We start from the raw sequence: 25503 nt of genomic DNA, 5'->3' as shown, positions 1-25503 counted from the left end.
TTCTGACAATAGTATAATTCTTACTCCAAATGGAACGGAAGTAAAAATCAACGTGCCTTTTTCATATGTAGTAAAAGATATGATGGAAGGAGATTGGATTACGCTAACTTGTAAAATGAATAGTGACTGCGGTCCAGTTACAACAACTTTGCAGATTAACATTATGCCTATGTAAATTCGATAGCAATATATTTAATGACTTATATGGTATATATAATTAAAACACCAGATACAAAATAAAATATATTTGAATTTGACAAGAAGTTATCATTTTCGGTAGTAGCTGAGTGCTTATAAGAGCTTTATTATTAAATAATTAGATAAATAAAACTTTCAAGCAAAGACAAATAGTAATAAAAATCTGTTTGAGAATTCTCAAACAGATTTTTATTACTATTTGTCTCAGTTGTATAGGAACAACGTCCTTTTTAATTAATGCTAAATCAATTTCTATTTTTTTGAGAAATTGCTTGTGTAAGCTGTATAAATCTGAATCTGTGTATCGTCGGCTCTGCTCCCATCGTTAACATCTAGGTTTTTACCTGTGCGCATGGTGGAGGTCTATCATTAATCTACATTTAAAATAACATTTTAATGTTATTTTAAATAAATAAAAGCCATTCTTGGCAGAATGGCTTTTCATGATCTTGATAAAAGGTGATATATCTTATAGGCAGTTAAAAATGAAAAGACTACCAATTTAGCTCATAATTCGTGCTTCTGCCACCCGAATCTGCTTTAATTAGAATACCTTTATTAACTAAATCTGTAATATCTCGTAATGCGGTATCAGCCGATACCTTGGTCATCTTTGCCCATTTTGATGAAGTCAGATTTCCTTCAAAATTATCCATCAATTTATTCAACATCATACGTTGCCTATCGTTACTGATATGAACATTGTTTTGCATCCAAAAGTGATGTTTTCTCACGACTTTATCTATTATCGTATTCGAAGCAATAATAGCTTCTCTAAGGCAGTTTAAAAACCAAACTACCCAATTGGTTATATCAGAATCTCCTTTTTGCGTTTTCTCTAGAATCGTATAATATTCCTTACGTTCTTGTTTAAGTTGCGCAGACATACTATAAAAGCGTTGATTGACACCATCCGCTTTCGATAGTTGCATATCTGTTAATGCACGAGCAATACGTCCGTTTCCATCATCAAATGGATGTACAGTCACAAACCATAAATGTACAATAGCAGCTTTTAAGACTGGATCTATACTAGAATCCATATTAAACCAGCCTATGAATCTCTTCATTTCCTCCTCGAGACGTTCAGCTTTAGGTCCATCAAAGTGTACAACTTCTTTCCCCATTCCTCCCGAAACCACTTGCATATCTCCACTTCTCCATTGTGCTACATCAATCTTGTACAAGCCACTTCTACCGATTGGAAATAATGCGCCATGCCAGCCAAATAATCTTTCTATGCTTATGGTCTTATCTGTAGTCTGTGTAGCATCTATCATCATTTCTACCACACCATCAATATGTCGGTCAGATTGGATCAAACCTGAATTATCTAACCCTAATCGAGTAGCTATTGAAAAGCGCACTTGTTCTGGATTAAGTATTTCACCCTCTATTTCTGATGATTTCACTACATCTTGTATAAGCGTTTCTAAGTTTGCTTCGTCTTGTAATTCAAATCCTAGCAACTCTACTTTTCCAATAAGTTTTCCTTGCAGATGTCTAACTTCGCTTAATAAATTAAGTATCTTCTGGTCTTTCCATTGGAAATCTGTCCAATTATGTCGTTCGTGTATATAGACTGCCATCGCTTCTAAAATTTATGCGGTAAATATAAGCATTATTCACCGCAATAGAAGCGGAGAATAAACTATTTAATATCCGCACAAAATAAGCAGCACAATAGTAGTGTCCATAATATCAACTTATTGAGTTAAATCCCAATGTTATATTGTAGCTTGTTTAGAATCTAAGCTGTGATTCATCAAAATTTGAAATATAAGTGGGTTACTGGGAAAAGACCTCTAATCCGGATAAAACTAAAATAAAAAGTAGGATATATCTGTTCATTGCATACATGTTATGACCTGTACGATGTTTACTACACTGCATATTCATCGCAATTAGGATAATCATTAGAAAGAGCTCTGGTTCTCATCACAATTTGTTTATAAAATAAAAGGTATGTTTTTCATGTATTCTATCTATCCATCCAGAGTTTGAAGGCCCTTACTTTATCTTTAGGAACTACAATTTCAAAATCGGTCTTCGTATTCAGCTTCAATAATAAACTATTTTTAAAATAAGGAATAACTGTTATGACGGCATCAACATGAACGATTACTTGTCTGTTGCATCTAAAAAACTTCAAGGGATCTAACTGATTAACAAGCTCATCAAGTGTGCTTCCTAAAATAAACCGTTCACCTTCGAGCGTTTCCAATATCACGGAATGATCTATATATATATAACAAATATGAGAAGTTTTAACCACAAAATACTTTTCACCTTTTTTAATCAGAAATCGTTCACGTAAAATATTTTTAGAATTATAAGTATCGAGTTGTTTAATTATCCGGCGTAAAGAACTATCGATTTTATAATTTGAACTATTCTGAAACACCTTTTTAATCATATCATCAAACTGTATTTGTGAAATTGGTTTCAAAAGATAGGACAATGCATTATAATCAAATGCTTTTATAGCATATTGATCAAACGCTGTAGTAAATACAATAGGGCAATTGACCTCTAAATTGGCAAATAGTTCGAATACTAAGCCATCACTCAGTTGGATATCCAACAATAATAAATCTGGCTCACCGTTGAGCATGAACCATTTTTCAGCCTCCTCAATACTTTTCAGCCATGCTATAATCGAAAGAGATTCCATTTTAGCCTTTCGAACTAGCCTTTCAATATTATTGTAAGCTGCGATTTCGTCTTCAACGACTACAATTTTCATATGCCATTAATTTAATTTTTCCTTTGGTTTGATGGGATTGTAATATTGGTACTTTGACAATGAAGAAATTGCCAACGATATCAATTTCCACTTCTGTTTTTGAAAGCATCGAATATATTTTCCTTAAGCTTGCCAGACCAATCCCACTGTTTTCCTTCGCAAAAGAATTCCTTTTACCAAACATATTATTTGAGACAATCACAAACTGGGAGTTTACATTGATCGTACATATCACTTGATGACGATCATCAATAATGTTGTGTTTTATTACATTTTCAACAAGATTATATATTGACAAAGGAGGAATAACAGCCTTATCGTCAAGTTGGTGTGAATAATTTATCGAAACGATTAAATTGGTACCATATCTTTCCTGAGTCATCTTGACGAATTTCTCGACGATCAAAAGCTCTTCCACTAATGATACCGTTTGGTTGTCCGCGTTCTTTAAAAGATATCGGTACAGCTCGGAAAGATTATGTAAAAAGTTCAATGCTTTGGGATTATTATCATCTATCAGAGAATAAAGCGTATTAAGATTATTAAATAAGAAATGGTGTTCTAACTGGCTTTTTATCGCATTGATACTGGCCGTTTGAAGTTGCTCCTGTAATAGAACATTTCTGCGCATATTTGAGATAGACACAGTTACTGCACCATAAATTATAGAATAGATATTTAATCCAAGCCACGTGGGAAAGAAGCGGCTAGTTAAAAAGAGTCCAAAAGATTCTTTGACGTTCCAGGTTCCCAAATAATACTCCAGCAGCTTTTCGAGCACTGTAACAAACACACCAATTAAGAGAAATGCTAAAATTTGTATTAATCTATTAAGTTTAGGCTTTTGAAAATCAAATTGTCCACAGTACCACATTAAAAATGCCACTGGAATGCTATAAATTAAAGATCTTGGAAAGATCGATAGAAAGAAGTCGGAGATAGAACCCAACGCATAGTCGGAACTAAACTTAACTTCACTTGATAGAATAATGGCAAACAATAAAAAAGCAAACAGATAAGCCCTAAAATATGTACTCAAAAATTTCTTCATTGATCCTTATATTATGGAATAGTTTTTTTAGTTTTAATGATCTAATTACTCTCTTTTAATTAACTGGGATCGCCGTACCTCCAGCGTTCTTGTCTTCAATAACATCCGAATCATCCTTTTTGCCACTCTTTTTAATTTTTCCAAATTGATAACGAAAACTTAGACGTAATTGTCGTATTTGTGCTACTATTGTAGAATTTTGATTAAAATTATGTCCTGAAACTTCATTATGTAATTTTACATTTTTATGGAATGGCTCTAATATCGATAGAGAAATACTTGAACTTTTATTTATTATACTTTTCTTCACACCAATCATTGAATACGAGAGCGCATCTGAATACCCCTGCAAATTAATTTCTCTCGTATTATAGTTCGAATATAAGTCTAATGAGTAACCTTTACTGAATCTTGCAGAAGCAAAAATACTGGCATTCATGATAAGCCCTTTATTGGAATACGCGTCACTTGAAAGTTTTCTATAAAAAATATTTAAATTTGGTGAAATAGAAAATTTTGAATTCTGATATGAAAAATAGATATTTCCTCCTAAAGATCTACTTTTTCCTATATTTTGAAAGGTAACAGAGGTTGAGCCATCTGAACCTACATCTCTTTTCTCTTGAATAGAATTATTCACGATTGTAAAAAAAGGTGACACTGTAAAAAACAATTTGTCAACTGAGAAATTTGAATACGCAAACTCTATTTGATGACTTTTTTCAGGTTTCAGGTTTGGATTTCCAGAACGGACATTATTGACATCTGCTCGATTTATAAATGGGTTTAGAAACGTAATACCCGGTCTCTGTAACCTCTGATTATAACTTAATCGTATTGAATGCTTAGTCTTCTCGAAAGACTTTACGAAAGACAAACTTGGCAAAAGATGACCAAAATCATTTTCGAAAGAATGCAATCGGTCAACTCTTCCATCATTTATTGTATTTTCGTAACGCAATCCCGTAGAGGATCGGAAACCTTTTCCTAATGAAACATTGTAACTGTTATAAACAGAAATAATCTGCTGATCATAATCCATATCATTAAATGAACTGTCCATAAGTTCAAAACTTTGGCTAGCATAATCGAATGCCGACATCTGCGAAGAGCTATTAAAAGCTCTTCCAATATATTTCATTCCTAATTCAAAATTGATCCTTTTAGAAAGAGGTTTCGAATAATCTATTTGTGCCGACAGTTCTTTACGCTTTTGTAAATTAAAACTTCTATCATCGTAAGCACGAGCTTGATTAAGAAAATAATGGTTATTATCCTTCGATGAACTTAATATAATCGATGAAATTAAAACGTGGTTTTCACCCTTCATCTTTAAATTGTGATCAAGATGTAAAGAATAACCTGGTTTTTTAATCTTATTATCTATAGAGCGTGAATTTGCACCCGTTCCCACTCCATCAGACGAGGTCAAGAAATTTATATCCTCATATCGATCATTATTAACATCATTCACCTGAATTCCGGCAGATAAAATATTTTTTTGAGAGAAGCTATAGCTTGATGACAGATTGGCTCCATAAGAACGCCCAATGGCCTTTATATCACTTTCTTGAAATAAATGCTGTGTTTGATCTCCATAGCTATTTCTCTCTAATGTAGAATGAATTTTATTCCTGTAATAATTGGAAGTTAAAGAAACACTTGAAGAAAACTTTGTCGTACTAATACCCCCTCCTGCTGCTATATTCGTATTTCCAATGGATCCCGCCGAAATATTAACAAATGCATTTATCCCTTTAAGATCTTTTTTTGTTATTATATTTATGATGCCGACAGTACCCTCTGCATCATATTTGGCACCTGGATTTGTAATGACTTCTACACGCTTAATCATACTTGCTGGAACTAATTTCAACGCGTCCGAAACTGATCCAGCAATCAGAGTAGAAGGCTTGTCATTAATGAATACTTTTACGCTAGAACTTCCACGTAATTTGACCTCCCCATTAAAATCAACGCTGACATATGGTACTTTTCTTAATAATTCGTCTGCAGTAAAAGTATCAGAATTATTCCCTCCATCAACGTTATAAATTAATTTACCATCATTTTCTTCCACTAATGGAACTTTTATTTGCACAGACACCTCGCCAATGGTTCGGCTCTTTTGAAAAAGCTTAATTATTAAAGGCTCTTTTGAGCGTGACGCAGTTAATAGCAAATCCAAACTATCGTAACCAATGTGTGAAATTTTAAGTAATAGTGAATCCCTGAGAACTTTGCGGATCTGAAATCTTCCCGCCTGATCAGATGACAATTTGTCGACAATTTCTCCATTATTAATGGAGATTACTTGAATAGTCGCAGACGGGATGACTTTCTCTGTTGCTTGTTCTAAAATTTTCCCATAGAATATAACGCTATCTAATCCAATTCTCTGCGGTATTACATTTTCTACTTTTTTTATGGAGCCCCCTTTTAATAGTAAAACAGATGTCAGTGAAAAAAATAATACGAAGGAAATTCTTCTTATGCTCATATTAAATTAGTTTATAGATCTAAACTAGATAAGCATCTTTAAAATTCCATCCACAAAACGATGAGGTCGAAATTCCGCCATTTAAAACCGAATTTTTGCACTTCATTAAATTTAAACAATGGGATGATAAAATAAACCCTATTAAATTTTAACCTATCGCAGTATTCGTCTTTTGTAGATCTCATTCTTCCTGACCAACTATTTCGCAGCAAGAACAATCCTGTAAATTAATATCCTCTTGATTTCAATTTTAATAAATATACTGATTTTTACCATTACTAGGATATTTAAATAGAAGCATCAGCTGGAAGATATTGTAACTTTCTCTAAAACTAATGAAGCTTTTGGGGAACTGTCCAACATGTCAGCTCTTTTCCCACTATCTAATGATATGATAATCTCTGATGCCGAACCGTTGTATCAAGCTATGCGTTATTCTCTATTTCCTAATAGCTCAAAAAGAAATCAATATGACTTGATTCAAGACATACAAACATAGGCCATTCCGTACTTAACAACGGATAAAGATCAAGTCGTTTTAGTGAATTCGTCTCATTAATACTTTGGTAACATAGCACTGATTTAAACAATATCTGTATCAATATGATCCAGTTCGACCACTTTATCGACAAGTGTTTCAGGAATTACGAAATTTATTGGCTTTTTTGGTCAGATTCAGTTTTTTGTATTTTCTGTGAATTTATAAGCGCAAGGATTTCTCTTGTCGAAAATCGATACCACGGACAACTTGTAGCAACTGGATTTTACTGATAATAACAGCTTATACATCTGCATAGAGTGGTGGGGATTACATGGATTCAGCATTTTACAAAGCGCACAATCAAATAAAATCTTGATATAATTTCATTTTGAAATAACCTTATATTTATATATATTTAATATCAGTTTCGTTACTTTAACCAAAATAACCTAGGGGTCATATTATAATGGATGTGAAAGGATTTTCATGTAGTTTAGATGAGTTTAATCGCTTTAAATTAGGGGATGAACGTGCCTTCTATAAGATATTTGAATATTATAAGCCAATCTTGTTCCAACGCATAAGTCGACTATGTCCTTCTCAGGTTGATGCTGAAGAGATCCTGCAGGAGATCTTTATCCAGTTATTTTTAAAACGCCAGGATATCCCTGATGTTGCAGCAATTTATCCTTTCTTATATATTGTTGCAAAAAGAATGGCTATTTCTGCATTTAGAAAGGAAGCCGTTCGTCAACGCTTTGAATTAACGCAGTATTCGCAATGGGACGAAACACATGACCGGTTAGGAAAACAGATTGAAGACAAGGATCTGATCGTGTTTTTAAATGCAGTTGTTAATCAACTGCCTAAACAACAGCAAGTCATTTTTCGAATGAATAAGATCGATGAACTGAGTTATTCGGAAATATCAGATCAAATCGGGATCTCAAAAAATACGGTCAGGAATCACCTTGTGGCTGCCTATCATTTTGTCCGTTTAAGGTTAGAGAACATCTTATTTCTTATATTTTTCATAAAAAATATCTTTTAACTAGTCCATCTTAGTTTGTGGCGCGATTAATCTAATAGCGCACAATAAATAGAAGATGTCTAAAGTAGAAGCATATAAAAAACTTATCCGCCAGTTCTATGCAGGATCCCTTCAGGGAACTGCGAAAGAAAATTTTATCAAATATATTGAAGATCCAGAGTTTTTGGAGGCTTGGGAAGAGTTGATGGAACAAGATACGGATGAAAATACTTCGCTTAGAGAGCCTGACGCATCACAATTATTTGCCAGAATACAATCCGACGACCGTGTTAAAAATAGTTTAACCGGCATACCTGATCGCTCAGCATCAAAAATAAAAATCTTCAAAAGTATAGCGACTGCTGCAATAGTGTTATTGCTTGGCACAGCGGCTTATCTAATTTGGAACCAAAATGAAAAGGAAATCAACCAAATAGCTCATCTCCAAAATGTAGATGCCGAAATAAAGGTTTTGCCTGGAACGAATAAAGCACAAATTATTTTAGAGAATGGATCACGTATTGACCTGGAAAAAATTAAAGGTGATACGGTGATCGCTAATGGTGATTTTGATATTGTGAAAACAGCGGATGGCTCGATATCTTATCGTCCAAAATACCCGGGTAAAGAATCATCAAAATTGGTCCATAATACCATCGTGACACCTGGAGGTGGAGAGTATAAATTGATCTTGCCGGATGGGACAAAGGTCTGGTTAAATGCCATGACGACTCTTCGATATCCAGTTCAATTTAATAAAGATATTCGAGAGATTGAGATGACTGGTGAAGCCTATTTTGAGGTTGCGAAAGTGGTGAAGGCAGATAAACGGGTGCCATTTATCATCCACACAGGATCTCAAAAATTGGAGGTATTAGGAACGGTCTTCAATGTGCAGCATTATGGACAAAAGATTGTCACCACACTGCTGGAAGGTAAAGTGAAATTAAACTTTGCGGGCAGTGGTCCTGATGGACAATATTTATCGCCCGATGAACAAGCAACATTTGATATGGCTAGTAATCGGGTCAAGAAGGTACAAGTAGATCCTTTCTATTTTTCGGCATGGAAAGACGGAAAATTTGCATTTGAAAAGACAGCTATTGAGGAGGTAATGGAAGCAATAAGTCGATGGTATGATGTGGAAGTTATCTTTAAGAATGAATTGAAAGATTTTCAGTTTTCGGGAACAATATCCAAATATGAAGATATTAATAAACTGCTTCAAACAATTGAACTGGTGGGAGGCATACATTTCCAATTAAAAGGAAGGAGAATTTATGTAATGAAATAATATCTACCCATGTGAAAAATTTCAGGAGCGTTGCGACCGCCCCTGAAGTTATGTCTTTAGAAAAGACAGTAGGCCGAACAAATCTTAACTTATAAAAACACTGATCAACCGTATGCAAAAGTACAAAAAAATTCGGTGTGGAATGCCTATGAATTTTAGGCAAACCTACACCTTTAACCCATTGACTATGAAATTGTCAATCGCACTACCTTTATTATTTGCCACAGCTTTACAAGTAAGCGCCCTCACCTATGGTCAGGGTATAAATTTGAAGAAACAAAATGTTAAACTGGAGACCGTGATCAAGGATCTGCAAAAGCAAAGTGGTTTCAATATTTTGTATAAGGAATCGCTGGTGTCCAATACAAAAAGAATAAATATCAATTATCGTAACGCTCCATTTGAAACTGTTCTGAAAGATATTCTTGCTCCATATCAGATCACTTATAGGATGGTTGATAATAACGTGGTGCTGAGCAAAGCACTGCCAAGAACTGCCCCTGCGATCGAAACCCACACTCCTGTAGCACTCGTACAGCAACGGAAAATTAAAGGAAAAATTTTAGATGCTGCTGGTCTACCGCTAAGCAATGTAACAGTCACGGAAAAGGGGACGTCAAATAAAACTGGTAGCGCTGAAAATGGGCAGTTTGAGATCCAACTGTCTGGTAACAATGTAACGTTGCAATTTTCAATAGTTGGTTTCCAGCCACAGGAACTCGCTATAGCAGGTCAGTCGGATGTGATTGTGTATATGAAACCAGCGATTACGGCCATGGACGAAGTGGTTGTGGTGGGCTATGGTGAGCAAAAACGTGTCAATCTGACTGGAGCGGTTAGTCAGATATCGGGTAAAGAATTTGAGGACAGACCTGTCACCCAATTAACGCAGGCCCTGCAGGGAACAATTCCCAATTTAAATATCGTATTTGGATCTGGAAAACCTGGAAATAGCGGAACTGTAAATATACGTGGTAATACATCTATCAATGGCGGGGGGCCATTGATCTTGATCGATGGTATACTGGGCACATTGGACCGGGTCAATCCAAATGATGTGGAGTCTGTGACGGTCTTAAAAGATGCTTCTGCAGCTGCTGTATATGGTGCGCGTGGAGCTTTTGGAGTGGTATTGGTAACCACTAAAAAAGGAAGTAAAAACGGCAAATCGACTATTGATTATAGTAATAACATCGGTTTTACGAAACATGCCACTAATACGGATTTTATAACGAGTGGATATTGGAACGCAAAACTCAATGATGATGCGATGTACAATGCATTGGGTTATCGGACTACCCGTTATACCGATGAGGATTACGAAGAGCTATTCGCCAGGGTCAATGATCAAGTTGAAAATCCCGACCGTCCGTGGGTAGTGGTCAAAAAAGATGCAAGTGGTCGAGATATCTATCGCTACTATGGTAATTTTGATTGGTTCAATTATCTGTATGATGATAGCAGGCCCAAGAGTGAACATAACCTGTCGTTCTCTGGATCTACAGGAAATACCCGATATGCGCTGTCCGGATCGAAGGCCAACGAACAGGGTATCTTCAATATTGATCCTGATCGGTTTGGGAGATACAATTTACGGGCTAACATCGCCAGTGATGTTAGAGAATGGTTAACGGTAAGCAATAGTACGCACTTTTTCAAATCATCTTATGATTGGGCAGGATTGGAAAATAATTTTAGTACGGTAGCTAATAACGTGAGCAACAGTCCAACCTATCATTATCATGCCATGTACGTCCCTCGCAATCCAGATGGGACATTAACAGGATATTCAGGCATCAACAGTTACCCGATCGGCTATGGCCTGCACAATGCCCTAGAAAGTGGCAATATGAGGGGGTATACACGTGGTACTGAGTTTACCAATATGACAGAAGCGGTTGTTAAACTGGGTAAAGGTTTGAGCGTAACGGGGAATTATTCCTACCGGGAGTATCGATCTGATTATTCTTACAGACAGACCAAACAACTATATTCCAAGTATCCAGGGGTGATGGAACTATCTTCTCTTTCGCAGTTAAATCAAGACAAGCTGAGAGAAAGTATGAGTAAATATGTCTGGCATTTTATCAATGTATTTGCCACTTATAAAAAAGATTTTGCTGATCATCATTTTACAGCCATGGCGGGCTTCAATCAAGAAGATCGTATGTACAAAAGAATCGGCGGAATCGGACAAGATTTGCTTTCTGAAAGTTTAAATGATCTAGACTTGGTCATCGGTGAAAAACAATTTGAAGCTGGTGCAGATGAATGGGCGCTAAGAGGTGGGTTTTATAGATTAAACTACGATTATTTAGGAAAATATCTGTTTGAGGTGAGTGGAAGATATGATGGCACTTCTCGTTTTCCTAAACATAGTCGTTTTGGATTTTTCCCCTCTTTTTCTGCAGGTTGGCGCATCAGTGAGGAAAAGTTTTTCCAACCGTTGAAAAATACCGTCAATAATTTGAAATTGCGTTATTCTTACGGATCGTTAGGAAACCAGGAGGTCAGTACGTATGCGTATATCTCATCAATGGGTACTGGACAGATTTCCTATCTTGTCAATGGACAGAAATTGAATGTGGCCAATAATCCTGCGCCTGTTGCCCCTACTTTGACCTGGGAAGAGATCACAACGAGTAATATTGGTCTAGACTTCAGCATGTTCAACAATCGGTTGGATTTTCAATCAGATCTATACGTACGGCAGACAAAAGGTATGCTGAGCAGAGGAAAAACGCAACCCGCAGTTTTTGGAGCAGCAGAACCTCAAGAAAATGCGGCCGATCTGAAGACAAAAGGATTTGAAGTTTCTTTGCTTTGGAAAGATCAATTTGCTGTAGCAGGTAAAGCATTTCATTACTCTGTTCGCGCGATGCTGTCCGATTACCAAGCTGAGATCACAAAATTTGCCAATGATGCGGGTCTGTTAAATAACTACTATACAGGACAAAAATTGGGTGAAATCTGGGGATACAAATACGATGGCCTTTTCAAAACGACCGAAGAAGCTCAGGCCTACGCTAAGCTTGTCAATCAAGATCAAATCAACAGAAGACGTGTGCAAGCTCCTACTGCTGATCTTCGGATGTTGCAAGCTGGAGATATCAAGATTTTGGACTTGAATGACGATGGAATTATTAACGCTGGAGATAATACCTTGAACAATCCTGGAGACCGGACCGTCATCGGTAATGATCAGCCTCGCTATTCCTACGGGCTCAATTTATCGGCCAACTGGAACGGTATTGATGCTTCGGTATTCCTACAGGGAGTGGGGCGCCAAAATTGGTACCCTAATCTGGAAGCGCAGGCATTTTGGTCTGTGTACGCAAGACCGTATGATTCCTTTATCCCGGCCAATTTTCAAGATAAAATATGGTCTCCTGAAAATCCGGATGCTTATTTTCCTTTCTTGAGAGGTTATACTGCCCAGAATTCGGAATTATCTGTCGCTAATGATATGTATATCCAAGATATAGCGTATTTGAAACTAAGAAACCTGACCATAGGATACACGCTTCCGATGTCACTGACAGAGCGCGTGCACATCAATAAATTGCGTGTATTTTTTAGTGGAGAAAACCTCCATACTTGGACCAAATTAAAGACCGATTACATTGATCCAGAACAAGTGATGACAGACAATACAGGAAGAAGTTATCCTGTAGGACGAGTGTTTTCATTTGGAGTACAAGTTTCATTGTAAATCGTATAAATCAGTTAAATCATGAAAACAAATAATACTTATATAAAATTTGCGGCATTTGCAGCAGTTCTTCTCTTTAATTCCTGTAACGATCAATATCTGGAGCGATACCCTTTATCTGAATTAGCTCCAGAAAACTATTTTCGTACAGCATCAGAATTACAGACCTATACCAATGCTTTTTATAGTGATCTGCCGGATGCATTAGCGATTCACTATAACAATCCCAATCAAGGTGATGATGAGGCCCGGAATACATTAGCAGCCGAATTTCAAGGTACGCGAACGACTCCATCTAGTGGCGGAGGATGGAGTTGGACGGTGCTGCGCAAGATTAACTTTTATTTGGCCAATTCACATAAATGTGCCGATGAAGGAGCGCGCTTGCAGTATGATGGAGTAGCTCGATTTTTTAGAGCATACTTCTATTTTGACAAGATTCAGCGATTTGGTGATGTGCCTTTGTACGAAACAGTAAACGAATTGGATGACCCTGCCATGTTTAAAGCAAGAGATTCACGAAAAATTGTTTTTGCTAAAGTTATAGAAGATCTTGATTATGCTATCGCAAACTGTCGTGACACGAAAAGTGCGCAGCTGATAACCAAATGGACAGCATTGGCCTACAAATCGAGAATATGTCTATTCGAAGGCACCTTTCGTAAATACCATGGTTTAGGAGATTGGGAAGCCATCTTGGAAGAGGGAGTAAAAGCCGCTGATGAGCTGATGAAATCGAATACCTATAGTATCTATAAAAGTGACGAAAAAAGAGCCTATCACGAACTTTTTATTGCAGAGGATGCTATAGCTTCGGAGATGATCTTGTCCAGACAATATAGTGCTGCAGTACCGTATGTGCATTCGGCCAATTTTTATATCCTGTCTGCATCTTATGGCAGGCCGGGAATGGTGAAGCAATTGGTCAATAGTTATTTAATGAAAGATGGCACCCGCTTTACCGATAAGCCTAATTTTGAAAAGATCGGTTTCTATGAAGAGACGCAAAATAGGGATCCGCGTCTATCTCAGACTATCCGTACTCCAGGTTATAAAAGGATCGGTGCTACGACAACCTCAGTCCCTGATTTTGCAACATCAGTTACAGGATATCAATATATTAAATATATACTTGCTCCCGCATTTGATGCCGGTCAGTCGACCAATGATATGCCGATCATAAGATATGCAGAGGTATTATTGAATTATGCAGAAGCGAAAGCTGAATTAGGAAATTTGACACAGGCTGATATCGATCGCAGCATCAAACTACTACGCGATCGTGTGGGAATGCCTAATCTGTTATTAAGTGCTGCAAACTCCGCTCCTGACCCCTATTTATTGGCAAGTTATCCTCATGTAACCAAAAGTGGACAGACTGGTGCCATATTAGAGATTCGTCGGGAGCGTCGTATTGAATTAGTAAAAGAAGGTTTGCGCTATCAAGATCTATTACGCTGGAAGGAAGGGGCAAAGCTCGCTCAACCATTTTATGGCATGTATTTTTCAGGAGCAGGCGAATATGATCTAGACCAAGATGGTAAGTTGGACTTAGTTATTTACCAAGGAACTGCGCCAACAAAAAAACCGGGTGTCCAATATCAGAAACTGGGAGAACTGGTATTAGAAAATGGCAGTAATGGTGGTCGCATTGTCAATTTACCTGACATTGATAAGAAATGGATAGAATCAAAAGATTATTATTATCCTATTCCTACCCAAGAGCTTCAACTGAATAATAAACTGGAACAAAACGAGGGCTGGGATAAATCGGGCACTTAGTAAGGGCTTAATCGACATCTTATGAGTAAGGTCGATGGACCTTACTCCTATCTTTTATATCAATAAAATAGCATAGAACTTTTTAATTTTACTTATAATAATATTATGAAAAAAAATAGATTATTTCCTATATTACTGATCCTTTGTATCGTGACGACTGCCCAGGTTGCAATGGCCCAAGAGCATTTGAAAATCGTATCCTATAATGTACTATATGGACTCAAAAAAGATTCGGTCAATATCGATCGATTTGTCAATTTTACGAAGGATTGGAGCCCCGACGTGATTGCATTGGAAGAAATGAATGGATACACGCAAAAGACATTGGAACAATTGGGACAACAGATAAAACATGATTATGTGTTGCAATCTAAAGAAGAAGGCTTTCCGGTTGCCATAACATCGAAATATCCATTGGTAAATTTTCGTAAGGTCACGGAAAATATGTGGCATAGCTACCTATATGCGAAAATAAAGGGAGTGCATTTTTTTGTTATTCATTTTTCACCGTTTAATTATCAAAAAAGATTAAAAGAAGTGACGGACGTATTGGCTCAAGCAAAGGAAATCCCTGCCCATGAGCCGATCTTGATCATGGGCGATTTCAATTCGCTAGATGCATCTGATCGAGAGCAATACAATAATAAAGTTTTGGCAGGTATGCTGGAAAATGAAAAAAAGCATGACCACATTCGTAATCTCAATAATGGCCAGATTGATTACAGTGTGTTAGGTAAATTAAAAGAAGCCGGATTTCAAGATACATACCGCGTATTGCATCAAAATTTTGAAAGTACTGTACCAACATTTAAAGATGGGAATGGTCAAATGAAACAAAGTGCAACAGGTGTACCAAAACGGATCGATTTTATCTGGGCTAATGCCCGCGCTGCTAAGATGGTGATCAAAAGTGGTGTTATAAAGAATGAATTTACCCATTATATATCTGATCATTATCCCACTTATGTGGAATTGGATCTGATGCAATAATAAAAAGCAAGATTTCAAGAAAGAGTTCCGTGGTTCAACAATTTCGGGACTCTTTCTTTTTAGCATCTCTTAGCACCAACAAACTCCGTGTCATGGAACTCTTCCCTCCTATGCCATTCTAGATTTTCTGCTGTTGGGGGTGTTGTTTAATTTTCTGTAAACCCTTTGTTTGGTATGTTTAATTTTAAAAATGACTCAAGATCGTTGTCTGGAAATAGATTATTAATTATTCCATCTGGAGCCAACTGCCTGCTACTATCAAAAATAAGAATATCATGGGATCTGAAGGGTACAGGGCTATTTTTGTCATATTCGACCATCTCGGTACTGTATAAATAATCTACTTTTGTCTTTTTTCTCTTCACCTTGGGTAACTTTGGGATGTCACCTCCAGCAATAACCTGATTAACTGATTTCTGAAGTACTGTTATACTTAAATTTTCATCTATGCAAAGCCTAGTAAAACGAAAGACGAGTTCTGCATCATTTAAAGGGAGTAATACTTTAAGATATTTCCAAGTAATTACTGTGCCCAAGATACCTACATGTATCTCGTCCTCAATAAGGGTAGCAAATGTAATGGCAAGTTTGATATTTTCAACATTGAACAGATTCCCCCATTTCTCTGTTAATCTTCGTGATTCCGCAGCGATGAAGTCTTCATCATGTTGCATCTTTTTATCTATAAAATATTTCCCGATCTGCCATTGAAAATTAATGTGGGAATTATTTAAACTTTGGAGGATAGTATAGCGTTTTGAACCTATAAAATCCGAAGTCAACTCATTATTCAGCATTTTAGTTATTTTAGTTGAATTTCGCAATGTGATTGAGGATTTGTTTCTATAATTTATTAACGACATGTTCAATGAACCAGCTTGGTCGTTTATCATTCGGTACCAAAATTTCAATCTGTCCCTTGATAACTTGTGCAATCATAACCATTGTTTCACCTGAGTTATCGAACAAATAGGCCTTATCTGCAATGTAGATAGCAGGCAGTAAATTGTTTAATGTTCGATGATAACGTGCAGTAATTTTCCGTTCCGGCACACCATGACCTCCCTTTTCTTCTTTTATATTGACACGTGAGACGTTGATATTGGGGTCATCAATACATATAAAATAAAGGTATGTTTTATAGTGCTTTTCCTTTGCTTCGGTTATTTCGTCCAATTTGGATGGATGACTCATGACAGTTTCAAAAGAATAACTGGTGCCCTTTTCGAGCAAATGATAGCGAATAAACGAAGTAATTAAAGATGCTTCATAGCTATGGGTATCTGCTGATTTATCTACAATCAGGTTTTCCAGAAGGGCAATATCGATAGGTTGCCCGGAGTCATGGGCTTTATCTAGTAAGGAAACCGATTCGGGTCTTAATAAAAATGTATCCAGATCTTCTTGCGTAAGACGCAGTCCGAACTTATCAAGATTAATAAAATTGGAATTCCTTTTCAATATCATCTGAATTTACAAAATAGCCAGTATTAAACTGGCTACCAATCTGCTTAAATAAGGTAGATTTTCCAGAACCATTAGGGCCTGCAAATACTCTTAGCCTTTTTGCTTTAGGCATAGCACCGATCCTTTTTTAAGACGCACTTTACTTTTCACCTTTTCAAGCTTTTTTATCGTTCGCTTAGAACCATCTGCGAATTTTTCAATAACATACCCATCCTCTACTATTTGAATAGGTAACCCTAAAGCTCTATTCTCTCTATTGGCTACTATTGAAGCTTCTCGTGCAACTTTACTTAATAGTTGACGTTCCTCAAGTTTTTGCATGTCTTTTAAGATTGTTGATCTCATGATAACCTCCTGTATGCTATCAAATATACCAAAACTATTGCTTTAAACATACAGTTGACGCTACATCGCAAGCCCTAGTTGAATGATCCGCTGAAAAAGGAAAACCCTTTTTTTAAATACCATATAGTAATGGAGATATCGTAAAAGCATATGCTAAACCTTATACACTGACATGATCCCTGTTTTAGTAATCGATAACTATACATATAATAGCGTTGAGAAACTGAAGTGGTCTGGGAAAATATTGGTTATAACTTCCCTTCTCATTAGTATTTATTGGCGGTGGAGCGCTGGGTGGTGGCATTGGAGTGATTATAAAAGATAAAATTATTAAGAAATAATGAAAGCACAAACCTTAAATACTTAAAGGCAATCGGTTTTGCTATCAGTGCATTTGCAGTTTACTTTTTGATTAGCGCAGTGATCTGGGGCTAGTTTAGTTAGAAAATATAAAGGATGAGTAGACCAATATATTTTTCGAAGGGCACTGATTTGGAAGTAAAAAGGATAGAATGGATGGAAGTCATGGAATTTAGCTCTGGATGATAGGTCTATCGCAGAAGCATAAATAAAAACTTAAAATAGATCTCCGTAATTCTTTCTTACAGGAATGATCTCCTGGACGTTGACTGCATTTTAGGATTATAGGGAAAATTTGTAAAGGTTTTTTAGCACTAGAAAAGATGTTTGGCGCGAATGACTATGATGCCAAAACTGATCATGATCATGCTTATGATGGAAAAAATAGCATAGATAACGGTAAAACCATCACTTATACCAATACCTTCAGCATAATATATGTCCATATGAGCAGGTACATTTTTGGGGTCGACACTCCTAAAATCATTTACTAAACGAACTTGTTGTTGTTTATAATTAAATTGGAGAACCGGATAATGTACATATCCAAAGCGTTTGTTTTTTACACTGTCTAGCCCAATGACATCGGCTTTGATCTTAGTACCAAAGAGCATCAATCTGCTATCTTTGAATAGACCGTATGCTAGAAATAAACCCAGTAAGAGCAAAATAACACCGAAAGTTTTTTTGATGATCATGCTTGGAAATCGTCTATTTGATTATACTAATAAAACGAAGATAGTATTTTTATCTGATGTATAATATGCATCTTTGATACAGAGCTCCCTAAAAAATGATCACCATATTGGCGATGATTATCCTCTCTCCCGTCCTATGTTATCCAATCAGATCAAAGATAAACTTCCGAATATCTTCGATAGCACGGATGGATTCGCAATCCTAATATGTGAAAGACAGCTATCGTTTTATAAGCCAGCGAATGTCTTTTACCCCCTATCACAGTCTGTCCCATACTTAAATGAGGATGAACTATTCTATATCAGGATTGTTATAAACTTATGTTATCATTTTTGAACATGTAATTGATTTCAAATAAGAACTCCATTAGTATGCAGAACACTCGTAAAAAGCTTAAGATCTTGTCATCGATGAATATGGTGCTACCACTGATCACTTTGTGCGCTGCTACTGCGTGTACAGAACGATCAGGCTCTGATAAAAGTAAAATAAATACCACTGTTCATAAAGAGGATACACTGCAACTCAAAAAATCAGAAGAACAGCATACACCGCTCCTTGATATCAAGGATATCAAACAAGCTTATGCGAATACCAATAAAGAACTGATCGACGGTCAATTGGATTCCACAACATTCAAATATTCGTGCAAGGATGAAAAAAATGGGACGGTGAGTTATTTTACAAAAAATGGTAAACTTAAACTCATTGTCCACAGATATGATGAGTATGATCATTATTCTGCTGTAGATCGTTATTTTGTACAGGATAGTACTTTATTTTTCACTTACCATACGAATGTAACTTGGTCTTTTGAAAATGGTCCAGAAGGCTCGACGAAAGATAACATCAAAGAAAATCGGACTTATCTGATTGCGGAGAAGCCGATCAAATGTCTGGAAAAAAAATTCACCATACACTCAAAAGCATCCTCTAATCCTGACCCGGAATCAATCCCTAACCGGGATGTTAATTGCCAGTCGGCAGAAATTGTATTAAAGCCATACCACATATTGACAAAATACCGATTTAAACCTACTGCAGACTGCTTGGAATGATCCAAATTGGAGATTGTCTATTTTGCTTAAAAAAGTGGGCAAGATCATATCCATCTTTAAAAACCAACTCATTCATTAACAGTAATTATCCATAATATATATATATGATTCGTCCATTCTCTTTCTTTATCCTTGCTGCTCTACTATTTGCAGGCTGTCAAAATCAAAAAAATGTTTCTGAAACAACTGAAGCTAAAGCTGATACGTCCACGTTAATTCCTCTTGAAACACAATTACGAGTGATTGACACTCATTTTTCCACAGATTCAGTACAATTATCGTTCACGGTGCTCAACAACTCGGACACTGTGCAGCGATTTTGTAAATGGGAAACACCCTTTGAGCCGTTATTAGGAAAATATATGGAGATTATCGATGAACAGGGAATAGAAGCGCAGTTTACTGGTCCGATGGCTAAAAGAGTCATGCCTCCTCCTACAGAAAGCTATATTCAGGTTCAACCACATGATTGCGTCAGTACCGTGTTTAACTTAGCAAAAAACTATACGATCAAACCGGGAAAATATACGGTTAATTACATTGGCGGAGGAGTAAGTGGTCTACAAAAAGGAAATGAAGTCAAAATTGCAGTAAATGGAAAGTAGTGCCCATAATAACACGCCATGATATGTATTAAATGTTTTTGTTTATGGGGAATTATGTCGTATTTATATTAAAAAACTTACCTTTAAAATAACTACTTTATACATTACTAGTTTTTTTTAAACATCAATTACTATCTTCTGGATATAGCTCTAAGATAAAAGTTTACTTCTAAATCTATATCTTATATTTTTTCCAATTTTCCTTTAATTGTTTCTCAAGCGTATCCACATATGTATTTAGAGATACTAATGAAATAGAAATTGGAGTACGATAAAATTTATAATTATTTTTATTAATCCATTTTGACAATTTATTTTCTTCATTAATATATTGCTGTGGGTTGTCAACAAAAACTAAAATAAATGTAGATCCACTAAGTTCTAATTTTTGAATATCTACTATATTCTGCCATCTTATTCGCCTTGTATTACGAATCGGACTTGAAGTGTCAATTATACCCTCTGAGTCTAATATTAAGGCTGTTTTACGAGAGTACATGTTTACAAATAAAGCTAAAAAAATTGTCGATAATAAAAACGTTATCAATCCTAAAAACTGGATAAATAGTTTATTTTTAATGATCCAAATTGTAATCAATATATTTGATTGAAATATAAAAAATAAACCTAATAAACTAAACAACAAAAAAATTATAATAATACCTATTTTACGTTTTGAATTGAAGGTAATTCTTATTTCATTTTTCATAAATTAAAGATAGAATAATTTATTCTTAAACACGATCCACTATCCATGATGCACAGGAGATACTCAAATAAAAAAAAAAGCAAAATACCATGATAACTAGATAGTTGACACAGTAATATCTCACACCCTATGACTATTGATTTTCTAAGGAGTCCAAACTGAATTCATAAACATCCCCCAAGTACCCGTTACATTTTATAAAAATATTTTTAGGGATTTCGGAAAAATCAATTTTGGTGACTAAAGATTGATCACAGTCATTTTTGTCTGTATTATAAAATAATAGCTCGTTTTTATCTAACTTTATCGGCAAATCACTCATTCCCCCTAATACATATTTCCCAAAGTAGTTTTTATTATGATCATACAACAAAACAGCACCTGTAGTATGTTTATGAGGTCCCCATACTCTACCCCATGTAACTATGTAATATTTTTCCTTGGTTTTGGTCTCGATCTCGCCTAGATAAGTTATAGCGGCTTCATTGATGTAATCCTTCTTGTCACTAAGATTAAATGTAAAAATCTGACCAATAACGCTTTTGGATAAAACAAGCAAAACAACATCTTCTTTGTCTTGAGAGAGTCCTGCGCAAGACAAACAAAGCAAAATTGAAAAAATTAAAAGCTTGTTCATAGTTCTACTAATTTTGTGAAGTTGGTTTTAAAGAATTACGTATCATATCCTGTCCATATTGTGAAGCACCTGCACCATTATAATTGATAATAGCTTTATGCCCGTCCCTAAAACCCTTTGGGTGTCACATCTTATATACCTGCATTAATTGAGGTAACAGGGTCAGGTAGAATCATTCCCTTTTTTTACTCGAATATATGCTATTTTATAAGTACTTTCCATCAATAAAATAATTAATTTCAACTTGTGGGGCATAGTCGGATGCAATACAATGACAGCTACACTACATCATGAGTAAATTTACCAGGATATAAAACCATCCATAATCCGCCGATTATAAATACAATATTGATACAAGCAAATATCCATTTTCTTTTTTTATTAAAATTAATTACAATATCCATATGTGTATTATTTATAAATTTCTTCTACGAAAGCACTTGGTACCTTCTAATTTTTGAAGACTGTAAGGATGCTTCTCTAAGCTCTCGTATATAATTTGAAACTAAAATACGATAATCTTGATCTACAGCCACCAAGCCACGATTAAAAGCTCGATCAAGGTCAATACATAATATATCCCCTAACAGTTGTAATATGCTTGAGGAATCTCAACTGCTATTTTTGTCATTTGCTCCAATCGCTGAGCAAACTGATCGAAGAAATACGTATCTGCTGTAAAAACATGCAGATATTCTTCGGTGCTAAGATGCACCATAAAATCTGCATATCCAGGTCCTTTGGCGGGAAGGATATTCTGAAAAGTAAAATATTTGATCTCATCAAAATCTAGAATCAGTGCAGTATCTATCCCTGCAAATCCTATTTTTTGATTAACATCGTCTACCCAGACACCACTTTGGTTTTTCAGTAGTTGATGTATCTTGGAGGGCACATTTTTAATCGCACTACTTTTTGTATAACTGATGCTCATATCCAATTTTTTATGAAAGGAAATGATTTCAGTAACCTGCATCACGGTTTCATATGCCTGGTTTTCTAAAAGATGATGGTATTGTCGTTGGTTGTAAAAATGCAACGAAGTACTGCCATCATCGTAACAATAATCTGCATCGTAGGTATAACAAATGGAGGCTTCAATGCCTTTGCTCAATGCGAACCTTAAATGGCATTGATCATTTCTTTCATAGCCATACTGATCGATGTCGATATCTTCATCGATCCAAAGCTCCCGAAGTTGTTGGTAACTTTGATCGGTATTGGTTTCATCATAGAGCTGCACAAAAAACTCTTGAACGGGTGCATTTGATCTTGTATTTTCTGCATATATTTCCAATTGGAGAATCAAAAGTGCACCGATCCTGACGGGATACTTGAATCTTAAATATTTTACGCCAAAATCGCTGAAATAGGTTTCTACACAACCTAATGCTTCCAATTGCTCATATGTCGTATCCCAAGATACCATCTGCTTAGGTGCTGTATTTACTTCGTAGCCAAAATCTTCGTCACCTGGATAGGTATCCAGAATCTGGTAATTTTGAGGCATTTTCTTGGTCCAAATTTTTACTTTATCATCTTCCTTTTTGGCCTTACTGACAACAAAAAAGGTTGTATTGTCAAAATGAAAACGGTTTGAGAGTTCCGGATATATTTCGTCAAACCCATTTAATTCCGTAGAGATATAGTGTTGATGATCTGCAAAAAGGAACAGAAAGGGCACATTGCCCAAAATCTGTACATAAGCGTATTTTAAAGTCTGAAGATTGGCCTTTTCGAGATGGCCATGATCTTTGTAAAAAAGCGTATCGCCGTCTATCCAAATTTCTTTTCTATGCATTGTTCTATTTTTTTTATTAGCTAATTTACTACGGATATCAATCCTCTTCTTTCCATTGATGCAGATCATCAGTGGTCTTTGTAGATGTTACTTTTCCATCAACATACCTCTGCACTTGGTATGTTCCAGAATCTAGACGTTTAATCGTGATACCATAGTCGGGCTTACTTTTAGCATTGTAGGATACCGCTCCCAAATAGTTTTTTTCATCGTAAGGAAAGCTGTAGGAATGAAATATAGTTGCGAAATTTCTTTTATCCATATTGCCTAAATCACCAAGTTTGTTGTGGAGTTGGTCAAAAAACTGGTTTAGATCTCCGTCAAACTCAAACGAAAATTGTGAAAATAGAGGGCTTAAGAAGTCATTCTCTAGATCGTCCATATCGGGAAATGTTGTCTTGATAAAATGAAATTCGCGCAATATGCCATCTTCGTCCAGATAATAAGCTGTCGTAGCATGAGGTGCTATTTGATCTATTTGTTGGACACTCTTTTGGGAAGTAGCTACTCGCTTTTTTCCTTTATAAAAATCAGCTTGCAGAAAACCGTCTTTTTTATAGATATGCAGTTCGTTATTTGACTGCATATCATGGATCATCACCTTATTATCTTTCAACTGAAAATCCAATCGATTAAAATAATGCATCGCAAATAGATCAATCATAAAACCTATGAGCTGGCCATTTTGATACTGATCGATTCGTACGACACCATGAGGCAATTCATGATACACAGGACCATCCAACGCTTTCCCATTGTGGTAAGTCGTTTTTAGTGTGTAATTGACTGGTGCAGTTTGCGTATCCATGTTGAGGTAATCTATCGCATATTTGGCGACCAATTGACCGTTTTGGTAGTAATTGACATAATTCAACTCTCCCAATAGTTGTTCATCACTAATCTCATAGCCATTAAACGGTCTACCGTCCTTGAGTTCTAATTGATAGACATGTTTTTGATCGTCAAAAATCCTGATGGTATTGGTTTCCTTTAAATTAGGATTCACTTGTTTCATTTCTTTCCATTTGTGTGATGTTTCTTTTGAATGATCCTGAGCGCAAAGTATTGCCGTGCTACATGTCAAAAGCAATAGGGTCATGATGTATCTGAACATATCTCTTAATATTCTAGTGAGTTTGAATTGTTCTCCATCATTTGTAAGCTCGGAAGCCATATTTCTTGATGGTTTGAACATCCTCATGTCCATCCAAGCCAAATATTGTTGTTGGTACGGATCTGCTAGCTCTTTGCTCATATCTGAAACGGATATTTTTCACTTAATTGATGGTGAATTTGGTTAAATACTGTAGTGAACTGAACTTTTGTCTCCTCAGAAGTTCTACCCTGCTCGTCCATCATTGCTTCTAAATCGCGAAGCAAAAAAGCCATTTGCACACTTTGAACAAAATTAATTCCCATGGATTCAAATCCTTCATCATAGTCATGGTCGTAAAAGAAAACCATTCCTTTTTTGTCAAACAACCATCGATCACCTTGTCCTGTTCCTGCAAAAACCCAAAATTCTTTCGTTGCAAATTCTTTATTTTCGTTCACCGCTTCTACGGAATTGAATAATATAAAATCTCCTGAAATTTCAATGGTTTTAAATTGCGTAACCCATTTTCTATATTTTTCAGGAAACGGGAATTGCAGTGTTTTAGGAAAATTCTGAACACAGCTTTCGGATTCCGAAAACACGGTTTCTATTTCCATAGTCGTTAATATGTGGAAGGGATTCATGGACTTTTCTTTTTCATATTTTAAACGTTAATGACTTCAATAATAGTTCATTTATTTTTATAATTCTGGCATTATTGATCGCCACCGAGGCGCTGTCGTGTTCAATCTTCGGCTCTCCCCTAATACTTAAGTAAAACGCTATTTCTTCAATTTCATTATCCATTTTTTTAACCAAATTAAACCACCAGCTATTTCACCGCCTTACTTTTAATGATTATTCGAATTAAAGATAACAAAACTGTGGAGATGAAAATATCCCTGATACAAATGATTTTTAGTCTGATGTGATCATATTAAA

The 25503-nt window shown here is 35.9% G+C and carries 20 protein-coding genes; 7 read left to right on the top strand and 13 right to left on the bottom strand.

Going from position 1 to position 25503, the window contains the following annotated elements; genetic code table 11:
* Positions 1-692: 692 nt before the first annotated feature.
* The 4 genes from C8N37_RS04155 to C8N37_RS04140 all read right to left on the bottom strand — a co-directional run bounded on the left by C8N37_RS04155 (position 693) and on the right by C8N37_RS04140 (position 6495).
* Entirely contained in the window at positions 693-1787 is a 1095-nt protein-coding gene (locus C8N37_RS04155) for a Fic family protein (protein WP_108157680.1), read from the bottom strand.
* Between the two features lie 392 nt (positions 1788-2179).
* On the bottom strand, positions 2180-2944 hold the full coding sequence (locus tag C8N37_RS04150) for a LytR/AlgR family response regulator transcription factor (RefSeq protein ID WP_108157679.1): 765 nt from the start codon (positions 2942-2944) through the stop codon (positions 2180-2182).
* Positions 2925-3995 (bottom strand): sensor histidine kinase, encoded by a 1071-nt coding sequence (locus C8N37_RS04145; protein WP_108157678.1) that lies wholly within the window; start codon positions 3993-3995, stop codon positions 2925-2927. Before C8N37_RS04145 ends, C8N37_RS04150 begins: the two co-directional genes overlap by 20 nt.
* A 55-nt stretch (positions 3996-4050) precedes the next feature.
* Positions 4051-6495 (bottom strand): TonB-dependent receptor domain-containing protein, encoded by a 2445-nt coding sequence (locus C8N37_RS04140; protein WP_108157677.1) that lies wholly within the window; start codon positions 6493-6495, stop codon positions 4051-4053.
* 947 nt (positions 6496-7442) lie between these two features.
* Between C8N37_RS04140 and C8N37_RS04135 the strand changes: the two genes are divergently transcribed.
* The 5 genes from C8N37_RS04135 to C8N37_RS04115 all read left to right on the top strand — a co-directional run bounded on the left by C8N37_RS04135 (position 7443) and on the right by C8N37_RS04115 (position 15784).
* Positions 7443-8027 (top strand): RNA polymerase sigma factor, encoded by a 585-nt coding sequence (locus tag C8N37_RS04135; protein ID WP_108157676.1) that lies wholly within the window; start codon positions 7443-7445, stop codon positions 8025-8027.
* Positions 8028-8082: 55 nt separating this feature from the next.
* Entirely contained in the window at positions 8083-9300 is a 1218-nt protein-coding gene (locus C8N37_RS04130) for a FecR family protein (RefSeq protein WP_108157675.1), read from the top strand.
* Between the two features lie 187 nt (positions 9301-9487).
* A complete protein-coding gene (locus C8N37_RS04125; protein WP_170114459.1) occupies positions 9488-13012 on the top strand; it encodes a TonB-dependent receptor in 3525 nt (1174 codons plus the stop codon).
* Positions 13013-13033: 21 nt separating this feature from the next.
* Positions 13034-14794, top strand: coding sequence for a RagB/SusD family nutrient uptake outer membrane protein (locus tag C8N37_RS04120; RefSeq protein ID WP_108157673.1), 1761 nt, complete (start codon positions 13034-13036; stop codon positions 14792-14794).
* A gap of 105 nt (positions 14795-14899) precedes the next feature.
* Positions 14900-15784, top strand: a complete 885-nt coding sequence (locus C8N37_RS04115) for an endonuclease/exonuclease/phosphatase family protein (RefSeq protein WP_108157672.1) — start codon at positions 14900-14902, stop codon at positions 15782-15784.
* A 146-nt stretch (positions 15785-15930) separates the two neighbouring features.
* Here C8N37_RS04115 and C8N37_RS04110 read toward each other — a convergent pair whose 3' ends face one another.
* The 4 genes from C8N37_RS04110 to C8N37_RS04095 form a co-directional block, all read right to left on the bottom strand.
* Positions 15931-16581, bottom strand: a complete 651-nt coding sequence (locus C8N37_RS04110) for a DUF1016 N-terminal domain-containing protein (protein ID WP_170114458.1) — start codon at positions 16579-16581, stop codon at positions 15931-15933.
* 46 nt (positions 16582-16627) lie between these two features.
* Positions 16628-17245, bottom strand: coding sequence for a hypothetical protein (locus tag C8N37_RS04105; RefSeq protein WP_146170990.1), 618 nt, complete (start codon positions 17243-17245; stop codon positions 16628-16630).
* 96 nt (positions 17246-17341) lie between these two features.
* Positions 17342-17596 (bottom strand): hypothetical protein, encoded by a 255-nt coding sequence (locus C8N37_RS04100; RefSeq protein WP_108157669.1) that lies wholly within the window; start codon positions 17594-17596, stop codon positions 17342-17344.
* Between the two features lie 674 nt (positions 17597-18270).
* Positions 18271-18654 carry a hypothetical protein gene (locus C8N37_RS04095; protein ID WP_108157668.1) on the bottom strand — a complete coding sequence of 128 codons (384 nt, stop codon included), beginning with the start codon at positions 18652-18654 and terminating at the stop codon, positions 18271-18273.
* Between the two features lie 372 nt (positions 18655-19026).
* Between C8N37_RS04095 and C8N37_RS04090 the strand changes: the two genes are divergently transcribed.
* Both C8N37_RS04090 and C8N37_RS04085 read left to right on the top strand, forming a co-directional pair.
* A complete protein-coding gene (locus tag C8N37_RS04090; protein ID WP_108157667.1) occupies positions 19027-19713 on the top strand; it encodes a hypothetical protein in 687 nt (228 codons plus the stop codon).
* A 104-nt stretch (positions 19714-19817) separates the two neighbouring features.
* Complete coding sequence (locus C8N37_RS04085) at positions 19818-20318, top strand: protease (RefSeq protein WP_108157666.1); 501 nt, start codon at positions 19818-19820, stop codon at positions 20316-20318.
* Between the two features lie 175 nt (positions 20319-20493).
* On the opposite strand, the gene C8N37_RS04080 is transcribed toward C8N37_RS04085, so the two are convergent.
* From C8N37_RS04080 to C8N37_RS04060, 5 genes are all read right to left on the bottom strand, one after another.
* On the bottom strand, positions 20494-21027 hold the full coding sequence (locus C8N37_RS04080; RefSeq protein WP_108157665.1) for an STM3941 family protein: 534 nt from the start codon (positions 21025-21027) through the stop codon (positions 20494-20496).
* 133 nt (positions 21028-21160) lie between these two features.
* The gene (locus C8N37_RS04075) at positions 21161-21664 is read right to left on the bottom strand and encodes a hypothetical protein (protein WP_108157664.1); all 504 of its coding nucleotides are present in this window, start codon (positions 21662-21664) and stop codon (positions 21161-21163) included.
* 583 nt (positions 21665-22247) lie between these two features.
* Entirely contained in the window at positions 22248-23465 is a 1218-nt protein-coding gene (locus tag C8N37_RS04070; protein WP_108157790.1) for a hypothetical protein, read from the bottom strand.
* 37 nt (positions 23466-23502) lie between these two features.
* Complete coding sequence (locus tag C8N37_RS04065) at positions 23503-24720, bottom strand: hypothetical protein (protein ID WP_108157663.1); 1218 nt, start codon at positions 24718-24720, stop codon at positions 23503-23505.
* Entirely contained in the window at positions 24717-25205 is a 489-nt protein-coding gene (locus tag C8N37_RS04060) for an SMI1/KNR4 family protein (protein WP_108157662.1), read from the bottom strand. Before C8N37_RS04060 ends, C8N37_RS04065 begins: the two co-directional genes overlap by 4 nt.
* Between the last annotated feature and the right edge of the window lie 298 nt (positions 25206-25503).

The sequence above is a fragment of the Sphingobacterium faecium genome (assembly GCF_003054045.1).
Lineage (GTDB): Bacteria > Bacteroidota > Bacteroidia > Sphingobacteriales > Sphingobacteriaceae > Sphingobacterium > Sphingobacterium faecium.
The sequence above is the reverse complement of the archived record's forward strand: the minus strand, read 5'-3'. Positions and strand labels throughout refer to the sequence as shown.

Excerpts from the sequence above, each read along its gene's own strand:
- C8N37_RS04155 (WP_108157680.1), bottom strand. The coding sequence starts at position 1,787 with ATGGCAGTCTATATACACGAACGACATAATTGGACAGATTTCCAATGG.
- C8N37_RS04150 (WP_108157679.1), bottom strand. The coding sequence starts at position 2,944 with ATGAAAATTGTAGTCGTTGAAGACGAAATCGCAGCTTACAATAATATT.
- C8N37_RS04145 (WP_108157678.1), bottom strand. The coding sequence starts at position 3,995 with ATGAAGAAATTTTTGAGTACATATTTTAGGGCTTATCTGTTTGCTTTT.
- C8N37_RS04140 (WP_108157677.1), bottom strand. The coding sequence starts at position 6,495 with ATGAGCATAAGAAGAATTTCCTTCGTATTATTTTTTTCACTGACATCT.
- C8N37_RS04135 (WP_108157676.1), top strand. The coding sequence starts at position 7,443 with ATGGATGTGAAAGGATTTTCATGTAGTTTAGATGAGTTTAATCGCTTT.
- C8N37_RS04130 (WP_108157675.1), top strand. The coding sequence starts at position 8,083 with ATGTCTAAAGTAGAAGCATATAAAAAACTTATCCGCCAGTTCTATGCA.
- C8N37_RS04125 (WP_170114459.1), top strand. The coding sequence starts at position 9,488 with ATGAAATTGTCAATCGCACTACCTTTATTATTTGCCACAGCTTTACAA.
- C8N37_RS04120 (WP_108157673.1), top strand. The coding sequence starts at position 13,034 with ATGAAAACAAATAATACTTATATAAAATTTGCGGCATTTGCAGCAGTT.
- C8N37_RS04115 (WP_108157672.1), top strand. The coding sequence starts at position 14,900 with ATGAAAAAAAATAGATTATTTCCTATATTACTGATCCTTTGTATCGTG.
- C8N37_RS04110 (WP_170114458.1), bottom strand. The coding sequence starts at position 16,581 with ATGCTGAATAATGAGTTGACTTCGGATTTTATAGGTTCAAAACGCTAT.
- C8N37_RS04100 (WP_108157669.1), bottom strand. The coding sequence starts at position 17,596 with ATGAGATCAACAATCTTAAAAGACATGCAAAAACTTGAGGAACGTCAA.
- C8N37_RS04095 (WP_108157668.1), bottom strand. The coding sequence starts at position 18,654 with ATGATCATCAAAAAAACTTTCGGTGTTATTTTGCTCTTACTGGGTTTA.
- C8N37_RS04090 (WP_108157667.1), top strand. The coding sequence starts at position 19,027 with ATGCAGAACACTCGTAAAAAGCTTAAGATCTTGTCATCGATGAATATG.
- C8N37_RS04085 (WP_108157666.1), top strand. The coding sequence starts at position 19,818 with ATGATTCGTCCATTCTCTTTCTTTATCCTTGCTGCTCTACTATTTGCA.
- C8N37_RS04080 (WP_108157665.1), bottom strand. The coding sequence starts at position 21,027 with ATGAAAAATGAAATAAGAATTACCTTCAATTCAAAACGTAAAATAGGT.
- C8N37_RS04075 (WP_108157664.1), bottom strand. The coding sequence starts at position 21,664 with ATGAACAAGCTTTTAATTTTTTCAATTTTGCTTTGTTTGTCTTGCGCA.
- C8N37_RS04070 (WP_108157790.1), bottom strand. The coding sequence starts at position 23,465 with ATGCATAGAAAAGAAATTTGGATAGACGGCGATACGCTTTTTTACAAA.
- C8N37_RS04065 (WP_108157663.1), bottom strand. The coding sequence starts at position 24,720 with ATGAGCAAAGAGCTAGCAGATCCGTACCAACAACAATATTTGGCTTGG.
- C8N37_RS04060 (WP_108157662.1), bottom strand. The coding sequence starts at position 25,205 with ATGAATCCCTTCCACATATTAACGACTATGGAAATAGAAACCGTGTTT.